The 21,078-nt window shown below is 56.9% G+C and carries 1 protein-coding gene (only partly in view); it reads right to left on the reverse strand.

Annotated elements, in window-relative coordinates:
* Nucleotides 1-21,078 carry the 3' portion of a non-ribosomal peptide synthetase gene (locus Xsze_RS14615; RefSeq protein WP_099139142.1) on the reverse strand. It continues 120 nt past the right edge of the window, so the window shows 21,078 of its 21,198 coding nt (coding positions 121-21,198); its start codon lies beyond the right edge, outside the window — the gene reads right to left on this strand; the stop codon is at nucleotides 1-3.

Consider the following 21,078-nt stretch of genomic DNA (forward strand, 5'->3'; position numbering starts at 1 on the left):
CTACTTCATAAACCAGCCCCCGAAATTAGTGCTGACATAATCCAATTTTTCCCACAGTAAAGTGGCAAGCTGATTAACTTGTGGGCTAGACAGCATAGTCATGTGATTACCAGGTGCGGTTATTGTACTTAGCTGGGTCACATGCCTGCGCCCCATTTTCTCGTGAGCTTCTGTTTCATCAATATCTCCTTCTTTGGCATTAATCAGATGAACAAGTCCCTTATAACGGGTATGTGGTGTATAACTCGTGTTCAGATTGGCTTGCATAACTTGGACAATCCCTTGCAACAGCGATGTATTCGCATCCCCTGGGAAAATGCCCGCATTCACCAGGGCTTGAAACAGGGTGCGAATTTGTTCGTCCGGTTCCTGATTTTCGAAGTCTTGGCTGGTAAACGGTAATGGCTGAGTCAGCATCATGTTGTAGATATCGATCAACTTCATCAGCGTTTCAATCCGGCCGACAGCTTTAGGAACACTATCCTGCGGATCAGGGGCACTGGTATCAACAAGTATGAGATCGGTGACCTGTTCTCCTTGCGCCTGTAGTTGCAACGCGATCTCAAAGGCTATCCAACCACCGAAGGAATGTCCCAGCAAGTGATAGGGGCCATGAGGCTGTGTCTGACGGATTGCCTGAATATAAGCGTGAGCCGAACTTTCGACGCTAATATAAGGGGGAAGATGCGCATCTATCAGGCCACGAGACTGCAAAGCGTGTACAGGTAACTTCGGTGGAAGGGACAATGCCAATCCGATAAAACCGGAAGCGTTGGCACCTGCTCCAGGAATACAGAAAAGTGGCGGAATAGACTTGTCCCCATTTTGGATGACAATATTCGGGGTGTAGGTTGTGGGCAACAAGTGCTCAGTGATCAAATCAGCCAATTGGCCGAGCAAAGGCTGTTGCATGATGGAGTTATGAGTCCCGCCAATAGAATGAAGTACGGAATTCTCTCCAACAATATTGCGCCAGCCCCGCCAAGAGTCATATTCAGCAGGTAAATTATCTGCTGTATATAGATGGATGGATAAAGATGAAGCGGGAGCAATATATTTTTGACCAAATTGTAAAATGGCTCTCTGAGTATAAATACGAAGGAGGATATCCGCTTTTGTAATACCGGTTGGTAACCATTGGTGTTCTTCACAAAAGGTGAGGAGTTTGTCCATGTCATTGAAGTCATAAAGCTTATCCAAATCATGTTTATCAATAACATCGATATGATCACGCAGATATTCAATAATCGTATTGATATCTTTCTGCGTATCATTTACAGATTTATTGGCATCAATATTATGTCCACTTTCAGTACCAATTTTGAGTCCGCTTAAATTGTAGGAATCGATCATACCAAGGTATTTGACTTCTTCACCGTGGCTAATCAGCTGCAAGGCCATCTCGTAAACAATGACACCCCCAATTGACCAACCTGCGAGATGATAGGGGCCGTGGGGTTGAACCCGACGAATGGCTTGAACATGGTAAGCGGCAAGCTCTTCAATGGAAGTCGGAGGCTTCTCTAGGGTATGGAGGCCTAGTGCCTGTAACCCATAGACAGGACGTTCCGGCGGCAGCAAAGTCGCCAGTAGTGAATAAACCAACGGGTCACCTGTGGTTTCGTGTACCAGGAATAATGGTGATAAGCTGCCTTTAGGGCTTAACGGCACAGGATTTGCGTCAAAAGGTGAACTTGGTTTGTTTGACTTGTCGTTAATCGCCAGCGCCAAATCACATAATGTTGGATGAGAGAATAAAGTAGCCAACGACACTTCCATGCCTTGCTCACTTATGCAGTTCAGCAATTGCACAGCTAACAACGAATGACCACCTGACTCAAAGAAATTGTCATGGCGTCCGACACGTTCCAGCCCCAGCAGCTCCTGCCAGATCTGCGCCAGCATGGTTTCAACCTCACCCTGAGGAGGTACATAGCCCTGTACCACAATGGCTGACTGCTCAGGGGCGGGCAGTGCCTTGCGATCGAGCTTGCCGTTCGGCGTCAGTGGGAAGGCTTCCAGCATCACAAAGGCGCTGGGCAGCATATAATCGGCCAGATGTTGCGCCAGTTGCTGACGCAGTGCAGCCGGCACGAGTTCAGTACCGGGCTGAGGGAGCAGATAAGCTACCAGACGGGTATCGCCCGGGATGTCTTCGCGGGCGATGACAACAGCGTCGCGCACTTCAGAGCACTGGGCAAGGCGTGCCTCAATTTCCCCCAGTTCAATGCGGAAACCGCGCAGCTTGACCTGAAAATCATTGCGGCCCAGATATTCAATATTGCCATCCGGCAGCCAGCGGCCGAGGTCACCGGTTTTATACAGGCGTGAGCCGGGCGTAGTGGAGAAGGGGTCAGGGATAAAACGCGCTGTGGTCAACGCTGGCTGGTTAAGGTAACCGCGGGCCACACCGGCCCCGCCGATATAAAGCTCGCCGGTCACGCCAAGGGGCACCGGCTGGCCGTGGGGATCAAGAAGATAGGCATGCAGGTCAGGCAACGGCTGACCAACCAGGCTGCCCCGTCCCCCGCTGATATCATCCCCGGTGAGTTCCCGATAGGTGGCATGGACGGTGATTTCGGTGATGCCGTACATATTGACCAGCCGGGTCTGGCTGATCGGGTTATTGGCGATCCACGGTGCCAGCGAAGGCAATTCCAGTGCCTCCCCGCCGAAGATAATGCAGCGCAGGGCGTGGGCGGTGTCATCCTGGGCCGGGATAAGCTGGCGGAATGCACTCGGTGTCTGGTTCAGCACTGTCACGCGTTCGTCACACAGCAGGGCATAGAATGCCTGTGGCGAGCGGGCACAGGCTGCGGGGACGATAACCAGCCGGCCACCGTAAGCCAGGGCCCCCCACAGTTCCCATACTGAGAAATCAAAAGCAAAAGAGTGGAACAGGGTCCAGACATCATGATGGCTGAACCGGAAATAATCCTGCGTGGCCGCTAACAGGCGGAGGATGTTGGCATGTTCCACCATCACCCCTTTGGGCTGGCCGGTGGAGCCGGAAGTGTAAATCACGTACGCCAGATGGCGTGAGGTTACTCCCCTTGCCCGGCTGTCAGGGTTGCTGTCCGGCGCTCCGTCAAGGGCGGACGGTGAGCGGGCATCAAGCACCACTGTCGGCAGGTGGCTGTCCAGCGTTTCGGCCAGCACGGACTGGGTGAGCAGGGCCACCGGGGCCGCATCACTGAGCATATAGGCCAGCCGTTCGGCCGGGTAGGCCGGATCGAGCGGCAGGTAGGCGGCTCCGGCTTTCAGAATGCCCAGCAAACCGACCACCATCTCCAGGCTGCGCTCAACGCAAATGGCGACCCGGTCATCCGGCTGTACACCCAAGGTCAGCAGGTGGTGGGCCAGCCGGTTGGCGCGGCGGTTCAGTTCACCATAACTGAGGGACTGACCTGCACACACCACGGCGATGGCATCAGGCGCCAACATGGCCTGTTGCTCAAACAGTTCATGGATCAGGGCTTCCTGCGGGAAGTCGGTTTGGGGAGCGTTGAAATCAACCAATAACTGCTGGCGTTCGGCGGCAGGCAGGATTGGCAGGCTCAAAACAAGTCGCTGGGGGTCGTTAGCCAGAGCTTCAACCAAGCCGCTGATAGCAGTAATCAGGTAGTTAGCCAGCCGGGTGGGATCAATTCCCGAGACGCTCTGAGTGACTAGGCTAAAGTCTTCCCCTAAGTCATCCACTGAGAGGGTCAATGGATAGTTTGTGCGTTCTTCTGCTGTCAGCATACGCATGCCGTTCCAAACTTTAGCATCGGCCGCCCCTGAATGACTATGGCGGTAATTAAGCAGGGCACTGAACAATGGCATGGGGGGTGTCACACCGCTACAGCGAATAGCCAGCGCCAGAGGAGCTTGTTCATGTTCCAGTAGCGCCATTAGGTCCTGGTAAGTGGCCTGTATCACTTCCAGTACACTGATGCCCGCAAGGGATATCCGTACTGGCAGGGTATTGATAAACATTCCCATTACCTGATCAGCACCGGCATAGCCTTGCAACCGGCCGAGCAGCACAGAGCCGAAGACCACGTCATCACGACCGCTGGTCTGCGCCAGCACCTGAGCCCAGGCAACATGGAACAGCACACCCGGGTTGATGCCCAGACGGCGGGCCTGACTTCGGATCGCCCGTGCCAGCGTGGTATCCAGCTTCAAATAGGTTTCGGCCACATCTTTACCATCGCCCTGCACATTAAGCAGGCCAAAAGGTGCCGTTGGTGCATCAATATCGGCGAGCCGGGCACGGAAGTAGTCTTCATGCACGGAAGCTGGCACGTTCAGTGTCTGGGCAATAAAGTTGCGATACGGCAGGGGTACAGGGAGAAGCTCTGCACGTTCTTGCAACAGCAAGTTGATTTCAGAAACGATCAGCTCCAATGTCATATGATCGCTGATCATATGATGGAAACTCAGTGCCAGCAGCCATTCATGATTAGCCGGATCATGGGCGATGTCAGCGGAGAACAACGGCGCCTGATTCAGATTCAAGCGGCGTTGATGCGGGTCAGTGTAAGCCTGCAACTGAGCCAACACGTTCCCTTCCAACACATTGTCCTTTGACGTGGGGACAAAGGTGTTCACCGGTAATGACGCCTGACGCCAAACAACTTGAACAGGCTGAGTCAGTCCCTGCCAGCAAATAGCGGTGCGCAAGATATCGTGGCGGTTGATCACCCGTTGCAAGGCACTGAGGAAAGCATCAAGGCGCTCGCGGGTATCAAAGGCCACTAGGCTGCATAACAGATAAGCATCCCCCTGTTCCTGCAACCGATGGTGGAACAGAATGCCTTCCTGCAGCGGGGCGAGAGGGTAGATATCCTGCACATTGGCCGTGCCGCCGGGAACGGTGCCGACAATGGTATCGATTTCCGCCTGAGACAGCGTCACCAACGGCAGCAGGTCAGGGGTAAGGGTAGTGCAATCTTCGGTAATGCGATTAGGCGGTACAACGAAGGCCGGTTTACCCTGATGGGCTTGTATCATCTGAGCCATCTCGGTGAGTACGGGGGTGGAGAAAACGTTACGTACATCAAGCAACCAGCCAGCATTACGCAATCGTTCAATCAGGCTGACCGCCATCAGTGAATGACCTCCCAGTTCGAAAAAGTGATCATGGCGGCTGACGCTCTCCAGCCCCAGCAAATCTTGCCAGATCAGCGCCAGCGCGGTTTCCAATGTACCTTCTGGCGCTGCATAGACACGTGTTGCTACAGCAGATTGGTCAGGGGCCGGCAGTGCCTGACGATCGAGTTTGCCGTTAGGCGTCAGCGGGAAAGTTTCCAACATCACAAAGGCGCTGGGGATCATGTATTCAGCCAGTTGCTGCGCAAGCTGTTGGCGCAGTTCAGCCGGCACCAGTTCAACGCCGGATTGCGGCTGGAGATAGGCCACCAGACGTTTTTCTCCGGGAATGTCTTCGCGGGCGATAACAACCGCTTCGCGCACTCCGGGGCATTGGGCGAGGCGTGTCTCGATTTCACCGAGCTCAATGCGGAAACCACGCAGCTTGACCTGAAAGTCGTTGCGGCCCAGGTACTCGATATTGCCATCCGGCAGCCAGCGGCCGATATCACCCGTCTTGTACAGCCGGGCATCGGGTTCTGTTGAGAATGGATCAGGTATAAATCGTTCTGCCGTCAGTGCTGGACGATCAAGATAACCGCGGGTAACACCCACCCCGCCGATATGGATTTCACCCGCCACGCCAATCGGCACAGCCTGATCCTGCGCATCCAGAATATAGATCTGAGTATTGGCGATTGGCCGGCCGATAGGGACATTGAACAAGTCGTGGGACATGACCTGATAAACCGAGGCCCATACTGTCGCCTCTGTCGGTCCATACTCGTTATAGAGAGCAATAGGTAACCCTAACTGTTCAATTCGGGTATGAAGCTCAGGCAGGCAACGTTCACCCGCTACAATGAGGGCTCGGAGGGATGCCATATCTTCTTTATTGGCGAGTTGCAACAGACTGAGAGCCAAAGAGGGCACACATAATAGGCAACTGATGGCATTCTGGTGCAGAGCCTGCAAAATGGCGGTAGGGTTGACAGTAATTTCTTGTTCTGGAAGGTATAAACTTCCTCCGCGCGTGAGTGTACCGAAGATACTGGCGAGGGAGCTGTCAAAGGCGATTGAAGACAAGAGTAAAAGCCGTTCGAAATGCGGATACGTCAATTGTCGGGCATAAGTGGATGCAATGATGTTCCTGTGTTCAACCATGACCCCTTTAGGATGTCCCGTCGAACCAGAGGTGTAGATGACATATGCCAAGTGGCGTGAGGTTAATCCCAGTGTATGAGTATCAGGATTACTCTCTGCATAAGCGCCAAAAACTGAGATGTCGAGCAGCACAGCAGGCAGGCTGCTGCCCAGCGTTTCGATCAGGGCTGATTGGGTAAGCAGAGCAACCGGCCCAGCATCGTTGAGTATGTAGGCCAGCCTTTCGGATGGGTAGGCCGGATCCAATGGCACATAAGCTGCACCAGCCTTGAGAATGCCCAGTAAGCCCACCATCATCTCCAGGCTGCGTTCAACGCAGATGGCGACGCGATCATCCGGCTGCACACCCAGGGCAATCAGGTGATGGGCCAGCCGGTTGGCGCGGCGGTTCAGCTCACCGTAGCTGAGTGTACACTCTTTAAACACCACCGCGATGGCATCCGGGGTCCGGGCCGCCTGTTGTTCGAACAGCTCGTGTATCAGGGTGGCCTGCGGGAAATCCGCCCGTGTGGCGTTGAAATCGACCAATATCTGTTGACGTTCAGCAGCAGGCAGAACCGGCAGGCTCAAAATAGATTGCCGGGATTCAGTTGCCAGTGCTTCAGTCAGGCCGCTGATGGCCGTAACCAGATAGTTGGCCACTCGAGAAGGGTCAATCCCTGAAACAGCCTGCGCCACGAGATTGAAACCTTCCCCCAAATCATCCACTGAGAGGGTCAACGGGTAATTAGTCCGCTCCTCTGTCGCCAGCAAGTGCATGCCATCCCAGATTGTATCGTCTGCATCTGGCTGACTATGGCGGTAATTGAGCAGGGCACTGAACAATGGCATCGGCGGCATCACACCACTGCAACGCTGGGCCAGCGTCAGGGGAGCCTGCTCATGTTCCAGCAGTGCCGTGAGGTTACGGTAGGTGGCCTGTACCACTTCCAGCACGCTGTGACCAGCAAGGGATACCCGCAGCGGCAGGGTATTGATAAACATTCCCATTACCTGATCAGCACCGGCATAGCCTTGCAACCGACCGAGCAGCACAGAGCCGAAGACCACATCATCACGACCGCTGGTCTGCGCCAGCACTTGTGCCCAGGCAACATGGAACAGTACACTCGGGCTGATGCCCAGACGGCGGGACTGGCTGCGGATCGCCCGGGCCAGCGTGATATCCAGCGGCAAACGGGCTTCGGCAATATCTTCTTCGTCATTCTGCCTATTCAGCAGGCCAAAAGGTGCTGTAGGCGCATCAATATCAGCAAGCTGAACGCGGAAATAGTCCTCATGCACCGAGTCCGGTACACTCAGGGTTTGGGCGATGAAGTTACGGTACGGCAGGGGATGGGATAATTCCTCTGTACGATCTTCTAACAGCAGGCGGATTTCATCGACGATAAGTGCCAGAGTCATATGATCACCGACCAGATGGTGGAAACTCAGTGCCAGCAACCATTCATGGCTGGTCGGGTCATGGGCGATGTCGGCGGCGAACAGTGGTGCCTGGCTGAGGTCAAGCCGACGCAGGCGTGGGTTGGTGTGGGCCTGCAATTGAGCCAACACGTCCCCCTCTGAAGTGGGGACAAAGGTGTTCACCGGTAATGACGCCTGGCGCCAGACCACCTGCACGGGCTGGTTCAGCCCCTGCCAGCAGATGGCGGTACGCAGGATATCATGGCGGTCGATCACCTGTTGCAGGGCGCCAAGGAAGGCATCAAGACGTGTACGGCTATCAAAGGCCACCAAATTGTTCAACAGATAGGTATCCCCTTGTTCCTGCATTCGATGGTGGAACAGAATACCTTCCTGAAGCGGTGCGAGCGGATAGATATCTTGTACATTAACCGCACCGCCGGCCACTGTCTCAACGATCGAATCGATTTCCGTCTGGGACAGCGTCACCAGCGGCAATAAGTCTGGAGTGAGGACTGTGCTATCTCCAGTAATGGGATTGGGCGGCACGACAAAGGCCGGTTTACCTTGATGTGCCTGTATCGCCTGAGCCATGTCGGTAAGCACGGGTGCGGAGAAAACACTGCGCACATCAAGTGCCTGACCTAGGCCACGTAACCGTTCAATCAGGTTGACGGCCATCAGTGAGTTACCACCGAGTTCAAAGAAGTGATCATGACGTCCGACATGCTCCAAACCCAACAACTCCTGCCAAATCTGCGCCAGCAGGATTTCCGGTTCACTGATGGGGGCCTCATAGTCACGGGCGACTACTGCTGACTGGTCAGGAGCCGGCAGTGCCTTACGGTCAAGCTTGCCATTGGGGGTGAACGGGAAGGATTCCAGTGTCACAAAGGCGCCGGGCAGCATATACTCGGCCAGATGTTGTGCCAGTTGCTGGCGCAGTTCAGCCGGCACCAGTTCAGTACCGGGCTGCGGCCGGACATAGGCCACCAGACGTTTGTCACCGGGGAGATCTTCACGGGCGATAACCACCGCTTCCTGTACTCCCGCACACCGGGCCAGGTGCGCTTCAATTTCCCCCAGTTCAATGCGGAAACCGCGCAGCTTGACCTGAAAATCGTTGCGACCCAGGTATTCGATATTGCCATCCGACAGCCAGCGGCCGATATCACCCGTCTTGTACAGCCGGGCACCGGGTTCTGTTGAGAAAGGATCAGGAATAAAACGCTCTGCCGTCAGTGTCGGGCGGTTGAGGTAACCGCGGGCCACGCCGACCCCGCCGATATGGATCTCACCAGCAACACCGAGCGGCACGGGCTGACCCTGTGTATCCAGAATATAGATTTGGGTATTGGCAATAGGCTGGCCGATAGGCGGTACTTTCCCATCTTGTGGATTGCATAGGTAGAAAGTTGTGCAGACGGTACTTTCCGTTGGGCCATAGGCATTGATCATGCGCCGTCCTGTTGCCCAGCGTTTGATCAGTGTTGGAGAGCAAATCTCGCCGCCCACAACCAAGGTCTGCAATGTCGCAGGTATGGTTTCCAATGCAGCTAATGCCGTCGGTGTCAGGAGCATATGGGTAATGGCATTTTCCTTCAGGGTATGGAACAGCTCAGGGCCCGGCAGGAGTTTTGCACGTTGGGCGAGTTGGAGGCGCGCCCCTGTCAGGAGCGCCATGAAACACTCCTGTATGCAGACATCGAAACTGAAAGAAGCAAACTGCAATAGGCGACTATCGGCTGTAATGTTAAGGGTCTTTATTTGTGCATCAACCAGATTACACAAGCTGCGATGCTCAACCATCACCCCTTTAGGCTGCCCGGTGGAGCCAGAAGTATAAATCACATAGGCCAGATGGCGTGAAGTCAGCCCCAGTGCCTGAGCATTGGGGTTTTCTTCCGATTCTTTGTCAAAGACAGGTAATTCTTGGGCGTCAAGTATGACAGTAGGCAGATTACTGCCCAGCACCCCAATCAGCGCAGACTGGGTGAGTAGCGCTACGAGAGTGGCATCTGCCAGCATATAAGCCAAGCGTTCAGCCGGATAAGCCGGGTCCAGAGGGACATAGGTGCCGCCAGATTTAAGAATAGCCAGCAGCCCCACCACCATCTCCGGACTGCGATCAACGCAGAGGGCGACCCGCTCATCCGGCTGCACGCCCAGAGCCAGCAGATGATGGGCCAATCGGTTTGCGCGGTGGTTCAGTTCGGCATAGCTCAGTGACTGACTTTCAAATGCTACGGCGATGGCATCCGGGGTACGCTTAACCTGTTGCTCAAACAGCTCATGGATCAGGGCCGTCTGTGGGAAGTCCGCTTGTGTGGCATTGAAATCTACCAATAGCTGTTGACGTTCAGCGGCAGGCAGGATCGGCAGGCTCAGAATAGATTGCTCAGGTTCAGTTGCCAGTGCTTCAACCAGTCCGCTAATCGCAGTGATCAAGTAATTTATCAACCGTAAAGGTTCAACACCCGCAACGGCCTGAGCAAGCAGGCTGAAATCTTCTCCCAAATCATCCACTGAGAGGGTGAGCGGATAATTGGTACGTATTTTTTCGTTCAATATGCGCATACCATCCCAGACCTTATTGTCTGTACCCGGCTGGCTATGGCGGTAGTTAAGCAGGGCACTGAACAATGGCATCGGTGGCTTCACGCCACTACAGCCCTGTGCCAGTGTCAGAGGTGCCTGTTCATGTTCCAGTAGCGCCATCAGATCATGGTAGGTAGCGTGCACGACTTCCCGTACACTGCGGTTAGCCAGGGATACCCGCACTGGCAGCGTATTGATAAACATCCCCATCACCTGATCGGCGCCGGCGGAGCCTTGCAGTCGGCCAAGCAGCACCGTCCCGAATACCACATCATCACAGCCGCTGGTTTGCGCCAGCATTTGAGCCCAGGCCACGTGGAACAGTACGCCAGGATTGATACCGAGGCGGCGGGCCTGCATGCGGATCGCCTGCGACAGCGAGGTATCCAGCAGAAAACGGGCTTCGGTCACATCCTCACCGTCACCCTGTATATCAAGCAGGCCGAAAGGTGTTGTCGGGGCATCGACATCAGCGAGCCGGGCGCGGAAATAATCCTCATGCACGGAGGCGGGCACGCTCAGGATTTGGGCGATAAAGTTACGGTAAGGCAGAGGGATCGGGAGAGTTTCTGTCTGTCCCTGTAACAACTGGATAATTTCGGCAATGATAAGCCCTAACGTCATATGATCACAGACGACATGATGGAGGCTCAGGGCCAACAGCCATTCATTGCTGGTTGGATCGTGGGCAATGTCGGCAGCAAACAGCGGTGCCCGGCTAAGATCGATCTGGCGTTGACGTGGATCGGTGTGCGCCTGCAATTGGGCCGGCACATTGTCTGGGCTGGCGGGGACAAATGTTGTCACTGACAGTGGTGCCTGACGCCAGACCACCTGCACGGGCTGTGTCAGTCCCTGCCAGCAAACCGCGGTACGCAGGATATCATGGCGGTTGATGACCGCTTGCAATGCCGCCGTGAAGTCGTCAAGGCGTGCCCGGGTATCGAAGGCGATGAGATGGTGCAACAGATAGGCATCACCTTGCTCCTGCAACCGGTGATGGAACAGGATACCCGCCTGCAATGGCGCCAGCGGGTAGATATCCTGCACATTGGCCGCCCCGCCTGCCACGGTTTCCACAATGGTGTCGATTTCTGCCTGAGACAACGTGACCAGTGGCAGCATTTCAGGGGTGAGCGCCGTGCTGCCGTCAGGAATGCGATTAGGCGGCACAATAAAGGCGGCTTCCCCCTGATTCGCCCGGACAGCCTGCGCCATGTCAGTGAGGACCGGCGCGGAGAAGATGCTGCGCACATCAAGCCGCCAGCCGGCATTGCGCAGTTGTTCAATCAGGCTGACTGCCATCAGTGAGTGGCCGCCGAGTTCGAAGAAGTGGTCGTGCCGGCTGATGCGGGTTCGCCCGAGCAGGTTCTGCCAAATCTGCGCCAGCGTGGTTTCCAATGTACCCTCTGGTGCTTCATAGGCACGCGTTGCCACAGCAGATTGGTCAGGCGCCGGCAGCGCCCGGCGATCCAGCTTGCCGTTCAGGGTCAGCGGGAACGTTTCCAGCATCACAAAGGCGCTGGGCAGCATGTAATCGGCCAGATGCGGCACCAGTTGCTGACGCAGGGCAGCCGGCACCAGTTCAGTACCGGGCTGCGGCCGGAGATAGGCCACCAGACGTTTGTCCCCCGGGCTGTCTTCACGGGCGATAACCACCGCTTCCTGCACCCCTGCACACCGGGTCAGGTGCACTTCAATTTCCCCCAGTTCAATGCGGAAACCGCGCAGCTTGACCTGAAAATCGTTGCGGCCGAGGTAGTCGATACTGCCGTCGGGCAGCCAGCGGCCGAGGTCACCGGTCTTGTACAGCCGGGCCTCCGGGGCGGGGGAGAAGGGGTCGGGGATAAAGCGCTCCGCTGTCAGGGCTGGTCGGTTCAGGTAACCGCGGCCCCCGCCCCCCCCGCCGATATGGATTTCACCGGCTACCCCGAGCGGCACCGGCTGACCCAGTGCATCCAGAATATAAAGTTGGGTATTGGCGATGGGGCGGCCAATCGGGACAAAGTGGCGCTTATCCCCGCGCTGGCAGGTCCAATGGGTGACATCAATCGCGGCTTCGGTCGGGCCATACAGGTTGTGCAGCTCGGCTTCGAAACGTGCGAAGAAGCGCTGTTGCAGCTCATGTGGCAGCGCTTCACCACTGCAAATCACCCGCTTGAGGGAGGCACAGGTGTGCTCCGGCGAAACCCTCTGGACAAACTGCTGCAACATGGACGGCACAAAGTGCAGGGTGGTAATACCGGCAGTCTCAATCAACCGGGCCAGATAACCGGTATCTTTATGCCCTTCGGGACGGGCCATCACCAGACGCGCCCCCCAGAGCAGCGGCCAGAAGAATTCCCAGACGGAAACATCGAAACTGAACGGGGTTTTTTGCAGGACACGGTCAGCGGGGGTCAGGCCATAGGCCGCCTGCATCCAGACCAGGCGGTTGCACAGGGCCCGGTGGCTGTTCATCACCCCTTTGGGCTGGCCGGTGGAGCCGGAGGTGTAAATCACACAGGCCAGGTGGTGTGAAGCCAGCCCCAGCGCCCGGGTGTCCGGGTTGGCGGCCGGGCCGTTATCCCAACCGGATGCGCTCCCGTCATCAAGCACCACCGTCGGCAGGGGACTGTTCAGGGCTTCCAGCAAGGCCGTCTGGGTCAGCAGGGCCACCGGCGCCGCGTCGCTGAGCATATAGGCCAGCCGTTCGGCGGGGTAAGCCGGATCAAGCGGCAGGTAGGCGGCTCCGGCTTTCAGGATACCCAGCAAGCCGACCACCATTTCCGGGCTGCGCTCGGCGCAAATAGCGATCCGGTCATCGGGTTTTACTCCCAGTGCAATCAAGTGATGGGCCAGACAATTAGCACGGTGGTTAAGTTCTTTGTAGCTGAGAGAGTGCTCTTCGAACACGACAGCAATAGTGTCAGGAGTACGTTCAGCCTGTTGTTCGAACAGCTCGTGGATCAGGGCTTCCTGCGGGAAATCCACCTGTGTGGCGTTGAAATCGACCAATATCTGTTGACGTTCAGCAGCAGGCAGAACCGGCAGGCTCAAAATAGATTGCCGGGATTCAGTTGCCAGTGCTTCAGTCAGGCCACTGATGGCCGTAACCAGATAGTTGGCCACTCGAGTGGGGTCAATCCCTGAAATAGCCTGCGCCACAAGATTGAAACCTTCCCCAAAATCATCCACCGAGAGGGTCAACGGGTAATTAGTCCGCTCCTCTGTCACCAGCAAGCGCATGCCATCCCAGGTTGTATCGTCTGCATCTGGCTGACTATGGCGGTAATTGAGCAGGGCACTGAACAATGGCATCGGCGGCATCACACCACTGCAACGCTGGGCCAGCGCCAGAGGAGCCTGCTCATGTTCCAGCAGTGTCGTGAGATTATGGTAGGTGGCCTGCACCACTTCCCGTGCACTGCGACCGGCAAGGGATACCCGCAATGGCAGTGTATTGATAAATAACCCCATTACCCGATCGGCTCCGGCTGAGCCCTGCAAGCGGCCCAGCAGCACAGTGCCGAAGACCACATCGTCACGGCCGCTGGTTTGTGCCAACACCTGTGCCCAGGCAACATGGAACAGTACACTCGGGCTAATCCCCAGGCGGCGGGCCTGATTGCGGATTGCCCGGGCCTGCGTGGTATCCAGAGGGATATTAATTTCTGATACATCCTCACCGTCGCCTTGTACATTCAGCAAACCAAAGGGGGCGGTTGGTTCATCGACATCGGCGAGCTGCGTACGGAAATAATCCTCATGCACAGAAGCCGGCACGCTCAGGGTTTGGGCGATAAAATTGCGGTATGGCAGCGAATCGGACAGTTCTCCCGCACGCCCCTGCAACAACAGGCGGATTTCGGCGATGATAAGTTCCAGTGTCATGTGATCGCCGATCAGGTGGTGGAAACCCAAAGCCAACAACCATTCATGGCTGGTCGGATCATAAGCAATATCGGCGGTAAACAGTGGTGCCTGACTGAGATCGTGCCGGCGCTGACGTGGGTTGGTGTGGGTCTGTAGCTGAGCCAGCACATTCTCTGCGGAAACGGGCACAAAGGTGTTCACTGACAGGGGGGCCTGACGCCAGACCACTTGTACGGGCTGAGTCAGTCCCTGCCAGCAGATGGCGGTACGCAGGATATCGTGGCGATCGATCACCTGTTGCAGTGCGTCAAGGAAGGCATCAAGACGTGTACGGCTGTCAAAAGCCACCAAGCTGTTCAACAGATAGGTATCCCCTTGTTCCTGCAAGCGATGGTGGAACAGAATGCCTTCCTGCAAAGGGGCAAGCGGGTAGATATCCTGCACATTGGCCACACCACCGGGAACGGTGCTGACAATAGTATCGAGTTCAGTCTGGGATAGTTTCACCATCGGTAACAGATCTGGGGTGAGGATAGTGCTATCTCCAGTAATGGGATTGGGCGGCACGACAAAGGCCGGTTTACCCTGATGGGCTTGTATCGCCAGAGCCATCTCGGATAAAATCGGTGTCGAGAAGATGCTGCGGACATCAAGCAGCCAACCAGCGCCGCGCAATCGTTCAATCAAACTGACCGCCATCAGTGAGTGCCCGCCGAGTTCAAAGAAATGATCATGACGGCCAACACGCTCCAAGCCCAACAACTCCTGCCAAATCTGCGCCAGCAGGGTTTCCAGTTCGCCCTCAGGGTCTTCATAACCACGCGTTGCCACAGCAGATTGCTCAGGGTCAGGCAGCGCCTTGCGATCGAGCTTGCCGTTCGGGGTCAGCGGGAAAGTTTCCAGCATCACAAAGGCACCGGGCAGCATATAATCGGCCAGATGCTGGGCCAGTTGCTGGCGCAGCTCAGCCGGCACCAGTTCAACGCCGGGCTGAGGCCGGAGATAGGCTACCAGACGTTTGTCACCCGGGCGGTCTTCGCGGGCGATAACCACCGCTTCCTGCACCCCCGCACACCGGGTCAGGCGCACTTCAATTTCCCCCGGTTCAATGCGGAAACCGCGCAGCTTGACCTGAAAATCGTTGCGGCCAAGGTACTCGATATTGCCATCCGGCAACCAGCGGCCGAGGTCGCCCGTCTTGTACAGCCGGGCACCCGATACACTTGAGAACGGATCGGGAATAAAACGCTCTGCCGTCAGTGCCGGGCGGTTAAGGTAGCCGCGGGTTACACCCGCACCACCAATGTGGATCTCACCGGCCACGCCAAGAGGTACCGGCTGGCCCTGAGCATCCAGGATATAAATCCGGGTGTTGGCAATGGGTTGACCAATGGGAGGCGCTTTTTCATCCCGGGCATCACAAAGATAGAGAGTTGCACAGACGGTACATTCTGTCGGCCCATAAGCATTGATCATCCGTCGCCCCGACGCCCATCGTTTGACCAACGCGGGTGGACAAGCTTCACCGGCCAAAACTAAAGTCATCAGGTCGGGCAAATCGGCATCAGGTGCTAAGGCACTGGCCGCAACAGGGGGAAGAGTCACATGGGTTATTGCTTGAGTTTGCAGAGTGTTGAGCAAAGCCTCACCGGGCAACAAGGCTTCGCGGGATGCCAACACAAGGCAGGCACCTTGACACAATGTAGTGGCAATTTCAGAGATACAGGCATCGAAGCTGAAAGAAGCAAACTGCAACAACCGGCTGTCAGCTGTGATACGGAATGCTTCAATTTGTGAATTAATCAGGTTGCGCAGACCACTATGTTCAACCATCACCCCTTTGGGCTGACCGGTGGAGCCGGAGGTGTAAATCACATATGCCAGATGTTGAGGCGTCAGTCCCCGGGCCTGAGTGTCAGGGTTATTGTCCGCACAGCTATCGCAGGCCGGGGTATCCAGCAGTACGGTAGGCAGGCTGCTGTCCAATCTCTCAGCCAGTGACGTCTGGGTCAGCAGGACCACCGGCGCCGCATCCGCCAGCATATAGGCCAGCCGTTCAGTCGGATAAGTGGGGTCGAGGGGCACATAAGCGCCGCCGGCTTTAATGGCTCCCAGCAGGCCCACCACCATTGCCGGGCTGCGTTCAGTACAGATGGCCACCCGGTCATCGGGCTGTACGCCCAGTGCAATTAAATGATGCGCCAACTGGTTGGCGCGGCGGTTCAGTTCACCATAGCTGAGTGACTGTCCTTCAAAGAGCACAGCCGTAGCATCCGGGGTACGTGCGGCTTGTTGCTCAACCAACTCATGGATCAGGGCCGCCTGCGGGAAATCACGGTCAGTGGCATTGAAGTCCACCAATAGCTGCTGGCGTTCAGCGGCGGGCACCACGTCCACCGACAGGGCCGGTGAATGGGGGGCATCCGCCAATATCGCGACCAGTTGTTCCAGTGCCCTGACCAAATAGGCATTGATCCTGTTCGGATCGACTGTGCTGACGGTCTGGGCGGATAACATAAAATCCCTGCCGTCATCATCAATCGAGATCCCCACGGGATAATTGGTGCGTTCCCGGCCGGCCAGACTGGTTATGCCAAACTGCGACAGATTGAGTGTGCTGCTGTCCTTGTCATTTACATGCCGGCAGTTGAGCAGGGCACTGAACAACGGCATATTGCCGAACCCGCTGTAGCGCTGTACCAGAGACAAGGGGGTCTGTTCATAATGCAGTAAACTGGCGCATGTGTCAGTGACCGCCTTGACAAGGGCTTCAGCACTGATGCCTTTCAGTTTCAGCCTGACCGGCAGGGTATTGATAAACATGCCCAACGCACCCGCACTGCCCGCCATGCCCGACATGCGGCCTGACAAGGTGGTGCCGAATACGATATCGTCACGCCCACTGGTGCGGGCAACGACCAACGCCCACCCTGCATGGAACAACGCCGCAGGGCTGGTGCCCAGCTTGCGGGCTGTTTCACGCAGGGCACACGATAAGCCGGCATTAAGGGATTGTCGGGCTTCTGCCGTATGTTCACTCTCTTCCTGAACGTTAATCAGGCCAAAAGGGGCCGTCACTTCATCAAGATCTGCCAGATAGTCCGGGAAAAAGGTTTCTGCGGCCTGAATATGGCTTTCCTGACGGGCATAAGCCACAAAGTTACGATAGGGCACCGATGGCGGCAAATCGGCACTTTTGCCCAGCAAGTATGCTGCCGTTTCCGCGAGAACCTGCCGCAATGAAAGGTTATCATCAATGATGTGATGGAACTGGAGCAAGACATACAGTTTGGCTGAGTGTGGGTCAGCGGCGGTTTGTAAGCGTATCAGCGGCGCCCGGGATAAATCCATATGCCCGTATGACAACCCCATGCGGGCTTGTAGAGTGGCAGCCACATCATCACCGTCCTTCAGGGACAGGCGATGGACCGGCAAAGGGGTGTGGCGGTGCACAACCTGAACCGGCTGGGACAAGCCGGCCCAGTGGACGGCGGTACGCAGGATATCATGCCGGTCGATGACCGCCTGTAATGCGGCGGTGAAGGCATCAAGGTCTGCCTGACGGTCAACACATAACAGCGACGAGATCACATAGGGATCTTTGGCCGGATTCAGCAAATAGTGGAACAGGATACCTTCCTGCAACGGGGCCAGCGGGTAGATGTCCTGTACATTGGTCACGCCGCCGGAAGTCCGGTTGACGATGGTGTCGATTTCTGCCTGAGATAACGTGACCAGCGGCAGCATTTCAGGGGTGAGCACGGTGCTGCCGTCAGGGATCTGATTGGGCGGCACAATAAAGGCCGGGGCATTCCCCGGGGATGCCTGAATCACCCGGGCCAGATCAGCCAGAACTGGTGTGGTGAATACCGTTCGGACATCCTGTTCCCAGCCCTGCTGACGCAGCCGTTCGATCACACTGACCACCAGCAGCGAGTGGCCGCCGAGTTCGAAGAAATGATCATGGCGTCCGATACGTTCCAGCCCCAGCAGATCCTGCCAGATTTGCGTCAGGGTAGTTTCCACTTCACCAATGGGCGCCTCATAACCGCGTACAGCCACAGCAGATTGCTCAGGGGCGGGCAGCGCCTTGCGATCGAGCTTGCCGTTCGGGGTCAGCGGGAAGGCTTCCAGCATCACAAAGGCGCTGGGCAGCATATAATCGGCCAGATGTTGCGCCAGTTGCTGACGCAGTGCAGCCGGCACGAGTTCAGTACCGGGCTGAGGGAGCAGATAAGCTACCAGACGGGTATCGCCCGGGATGTCTTCGCGGGCGATGACAACAGCGTCGCGCACTCCAGAGCACTGGGCAAGGCGTGCCTCAATTTCCCCCAGTTCAATGCGGAAACCGCGCAGCTTGACCTGAAAATCATTGCGGCCCAGATATTCAATATTGCCATCCGGCAGCCAGCGGCCGAGGTCACCGGTTTTATACAGGCGTGAGCCGGGCGTAGTGGAGAAGGGGTCAGGGATAAATCGTTCTGCCGTCAGGGCCGGCCGGTTAAGGTAACCGCGGGCCACACCCACCCCGCCGATATAAAGCTCGCCGGTTACGCCGAGGGGCACCGGCTGGCCGTGGGGATCAAGAAGATAGGCATGCAGGTCAGGCAACGGCTGACCAACCAGACTGCCCCGTCCCCCGCTGATATCATCCCCGGTGAGTTCCCGATAGGTGGCATGGACGGTGATCTCGGTGATGCCGTACATATTGACCAGCCGGGTCTGGCTGATCGGGTTATTGGCGATCCACGGTGCCAGCAAAGGCAATTCCAGCGCCTCCCCGCCGAAGATAATGCAGCGCAGGGCGTGGGCGGTGTCATCCTGGGCCGGGATAAGCTGGCGGAACGCACTCGGTGTCTGGTTCAGCACTGTCACGCGTTCGTCACACAACAGGGCATAGAATGCCTGTGGCGAGCGGGCACAGGCTGCGGGGACGATAACCAGCCGGCCACCGTAAGCCAGGGCCCCCCACAGTTCCCATACTGAGAAATCAAAAGCAAAAGAGTGGAACAGGGTCCAGACATCATGATGGCTGAACCGGAAATAGTCCTGCGTGGCCGCCAACAGGCGGAGGATGTTGGCATGTTCCACCATCACCCCTTTGGGCTGGCCGGTGGAGCCGGAAGTGTAAATCACGTACGCCAGATGGCGTGAGGTTATTCCCCTTGCCCGGCTGTCAGGGTTGCTGTCCGGCGCTCCGTCAAGGGCGGACGGTGAGCGGGCATCAAGCACCACTGTCGGCAGGTGGCTGTCCAGCGTTTCGGCCAGCACGGACTGGGTGAGCAGGGCCACCGGGGCCGCATCACTGAGCATATAGGCCAGCCGTTCGGCCGGGTAGGCCGGATCGAGCGGCAGGTAGGCGGCTCCGGCTTTCAGAATGCCCAGCAAACCGACCACCATCTCCGGGCTGCGCTCAACGCAAATGGCGACCCGGTCATCCGGCTGTACACCCAAGGTCAGCAGGTGGTGGGCCAGCCGGTTGGCGCGGCGGTTCAGTTCGCCATAACTGAGGGACTGACCTGCACACACCACGGCGATGGCATCAGGCGCCAACATGGCCTGTTGCTCAAACAGTTCATGGATCAGGGCTTCCTGCGGGAAGTCGGTTTGGGGAGCGTTGAAATCAACCAATAGCTGCTGGCGCTCGTCGGCAGACAGCATCGGCAGGGACGGGACAGTTTGGGTGACATCGGTGGCCATCGCCGTCAGGACCTTTTCAAGGTAGCCCGCTATGCGAACCACCGTCGCCTGATCAAACAGGTCGCTTGCATATTCCAGCCTTCCGGCTAAACCAGCGTCGGTTTCCGTCAGCGACAGCGTCAGGTCAAATTGGCTGCTGCGCTGTGGTTGCTCAACGAGGGACAGTGCCAGTCCGGGCAGTGCCAACGTTTGCGCCGGCATGTTGTTCAGCACCAGCATGACCTGAAAAATGGGGCTGTAGCTCAGGCTGCGGACTGGCTGCAAGGCTTCTACCACTTGTTCGAAAGGCAGGTCCTGATGGGCATAGGCCGCCAGTGTGCGTTCGCGAACCTGGGCCAGCAGTTCCGCCACTGTGCGGCACTGGCCGGGTTCAATGCGCAGGGCCAGCGTATTGGCGAAGAAGCCCATCAGATCTTCCAACTCCCTGCGTGTCCGGTTGGCAACAGGGGTGCCGATGACGATATCGTCCTGACCGCTGAGGCGGGCCAGCACCACCGCCCAAGCCGCGAGCAGGGTCATAAACAGGGTCGTGCCCTGACTTTGGCCCACGGCCTTGAGGGCCTTGAGGACTGCCGCACTCAGATGGAAAGATACCCGGCTGCCGGCATAACTTTGTACTGACGGGCGTGGGCGGTCAGTGGGCAATTCCAGCAAGGCGGGCGCCCCCTGTAATTGGGTATGCCAGAAATCACGCAGGGCGGTCAGGCGGTCACCCTGCAACGCGTCGCGCTGCCAGACGGCATAGTCGGCATACTGAACAGGCAGGGGCGGCAAGGCCGCTGCCTGACCCGCCCGTGCAGCCTGATAAAGCGCCGCCAGTTCGCGGACCAGGATACCGACGGACCAGCCGTCGGAAATGATATGGTGCTGGGTAAACAGCAGCATATGTTCTTCATCAGTCAGTTGCAGCAATTGACCACGGACCAGCGGGCCCTGAGTCAAATCAAAAGGTGCAAAAACCTCATATTCAGTCAGTTCAGCCACACGATTGGCCCGGGCCGTTTCGCTCAGGGCACGCAGGTCCCGGCAGGGGAGGGCAAAACCGGTGTCTGCGGGGGCAATTTGCTGGCAGGGCTGGCCGTCTACCAGCGTAAAGTGGGTACGCAGGCTCTCTTGACGGGCGATCAGGTGATTGAGCGCCGTCATGAGGGCCTGAACGTCAAGCTGACCGGAAAGCTGCAATACCATAGGCATATGGTAAGCCTGACTGGCGGCAGGATCGAACTGACTGAGGAACCACAGCCGTTGTTGAGCAAAGGACAACGGCAAAGGCAAATGGCG

This window comes from Xenorhabdus szentirmaii DSM 16338 (assembly GCF_002632585.1).
Taxonomy (GTDB): Bacteria; Pseudomonadota; Gammaproteobacteria; order Enterobacterales; family Enterobacteriaceae; genus Xenorhabdus; species Xenorhabdus szentirmaii.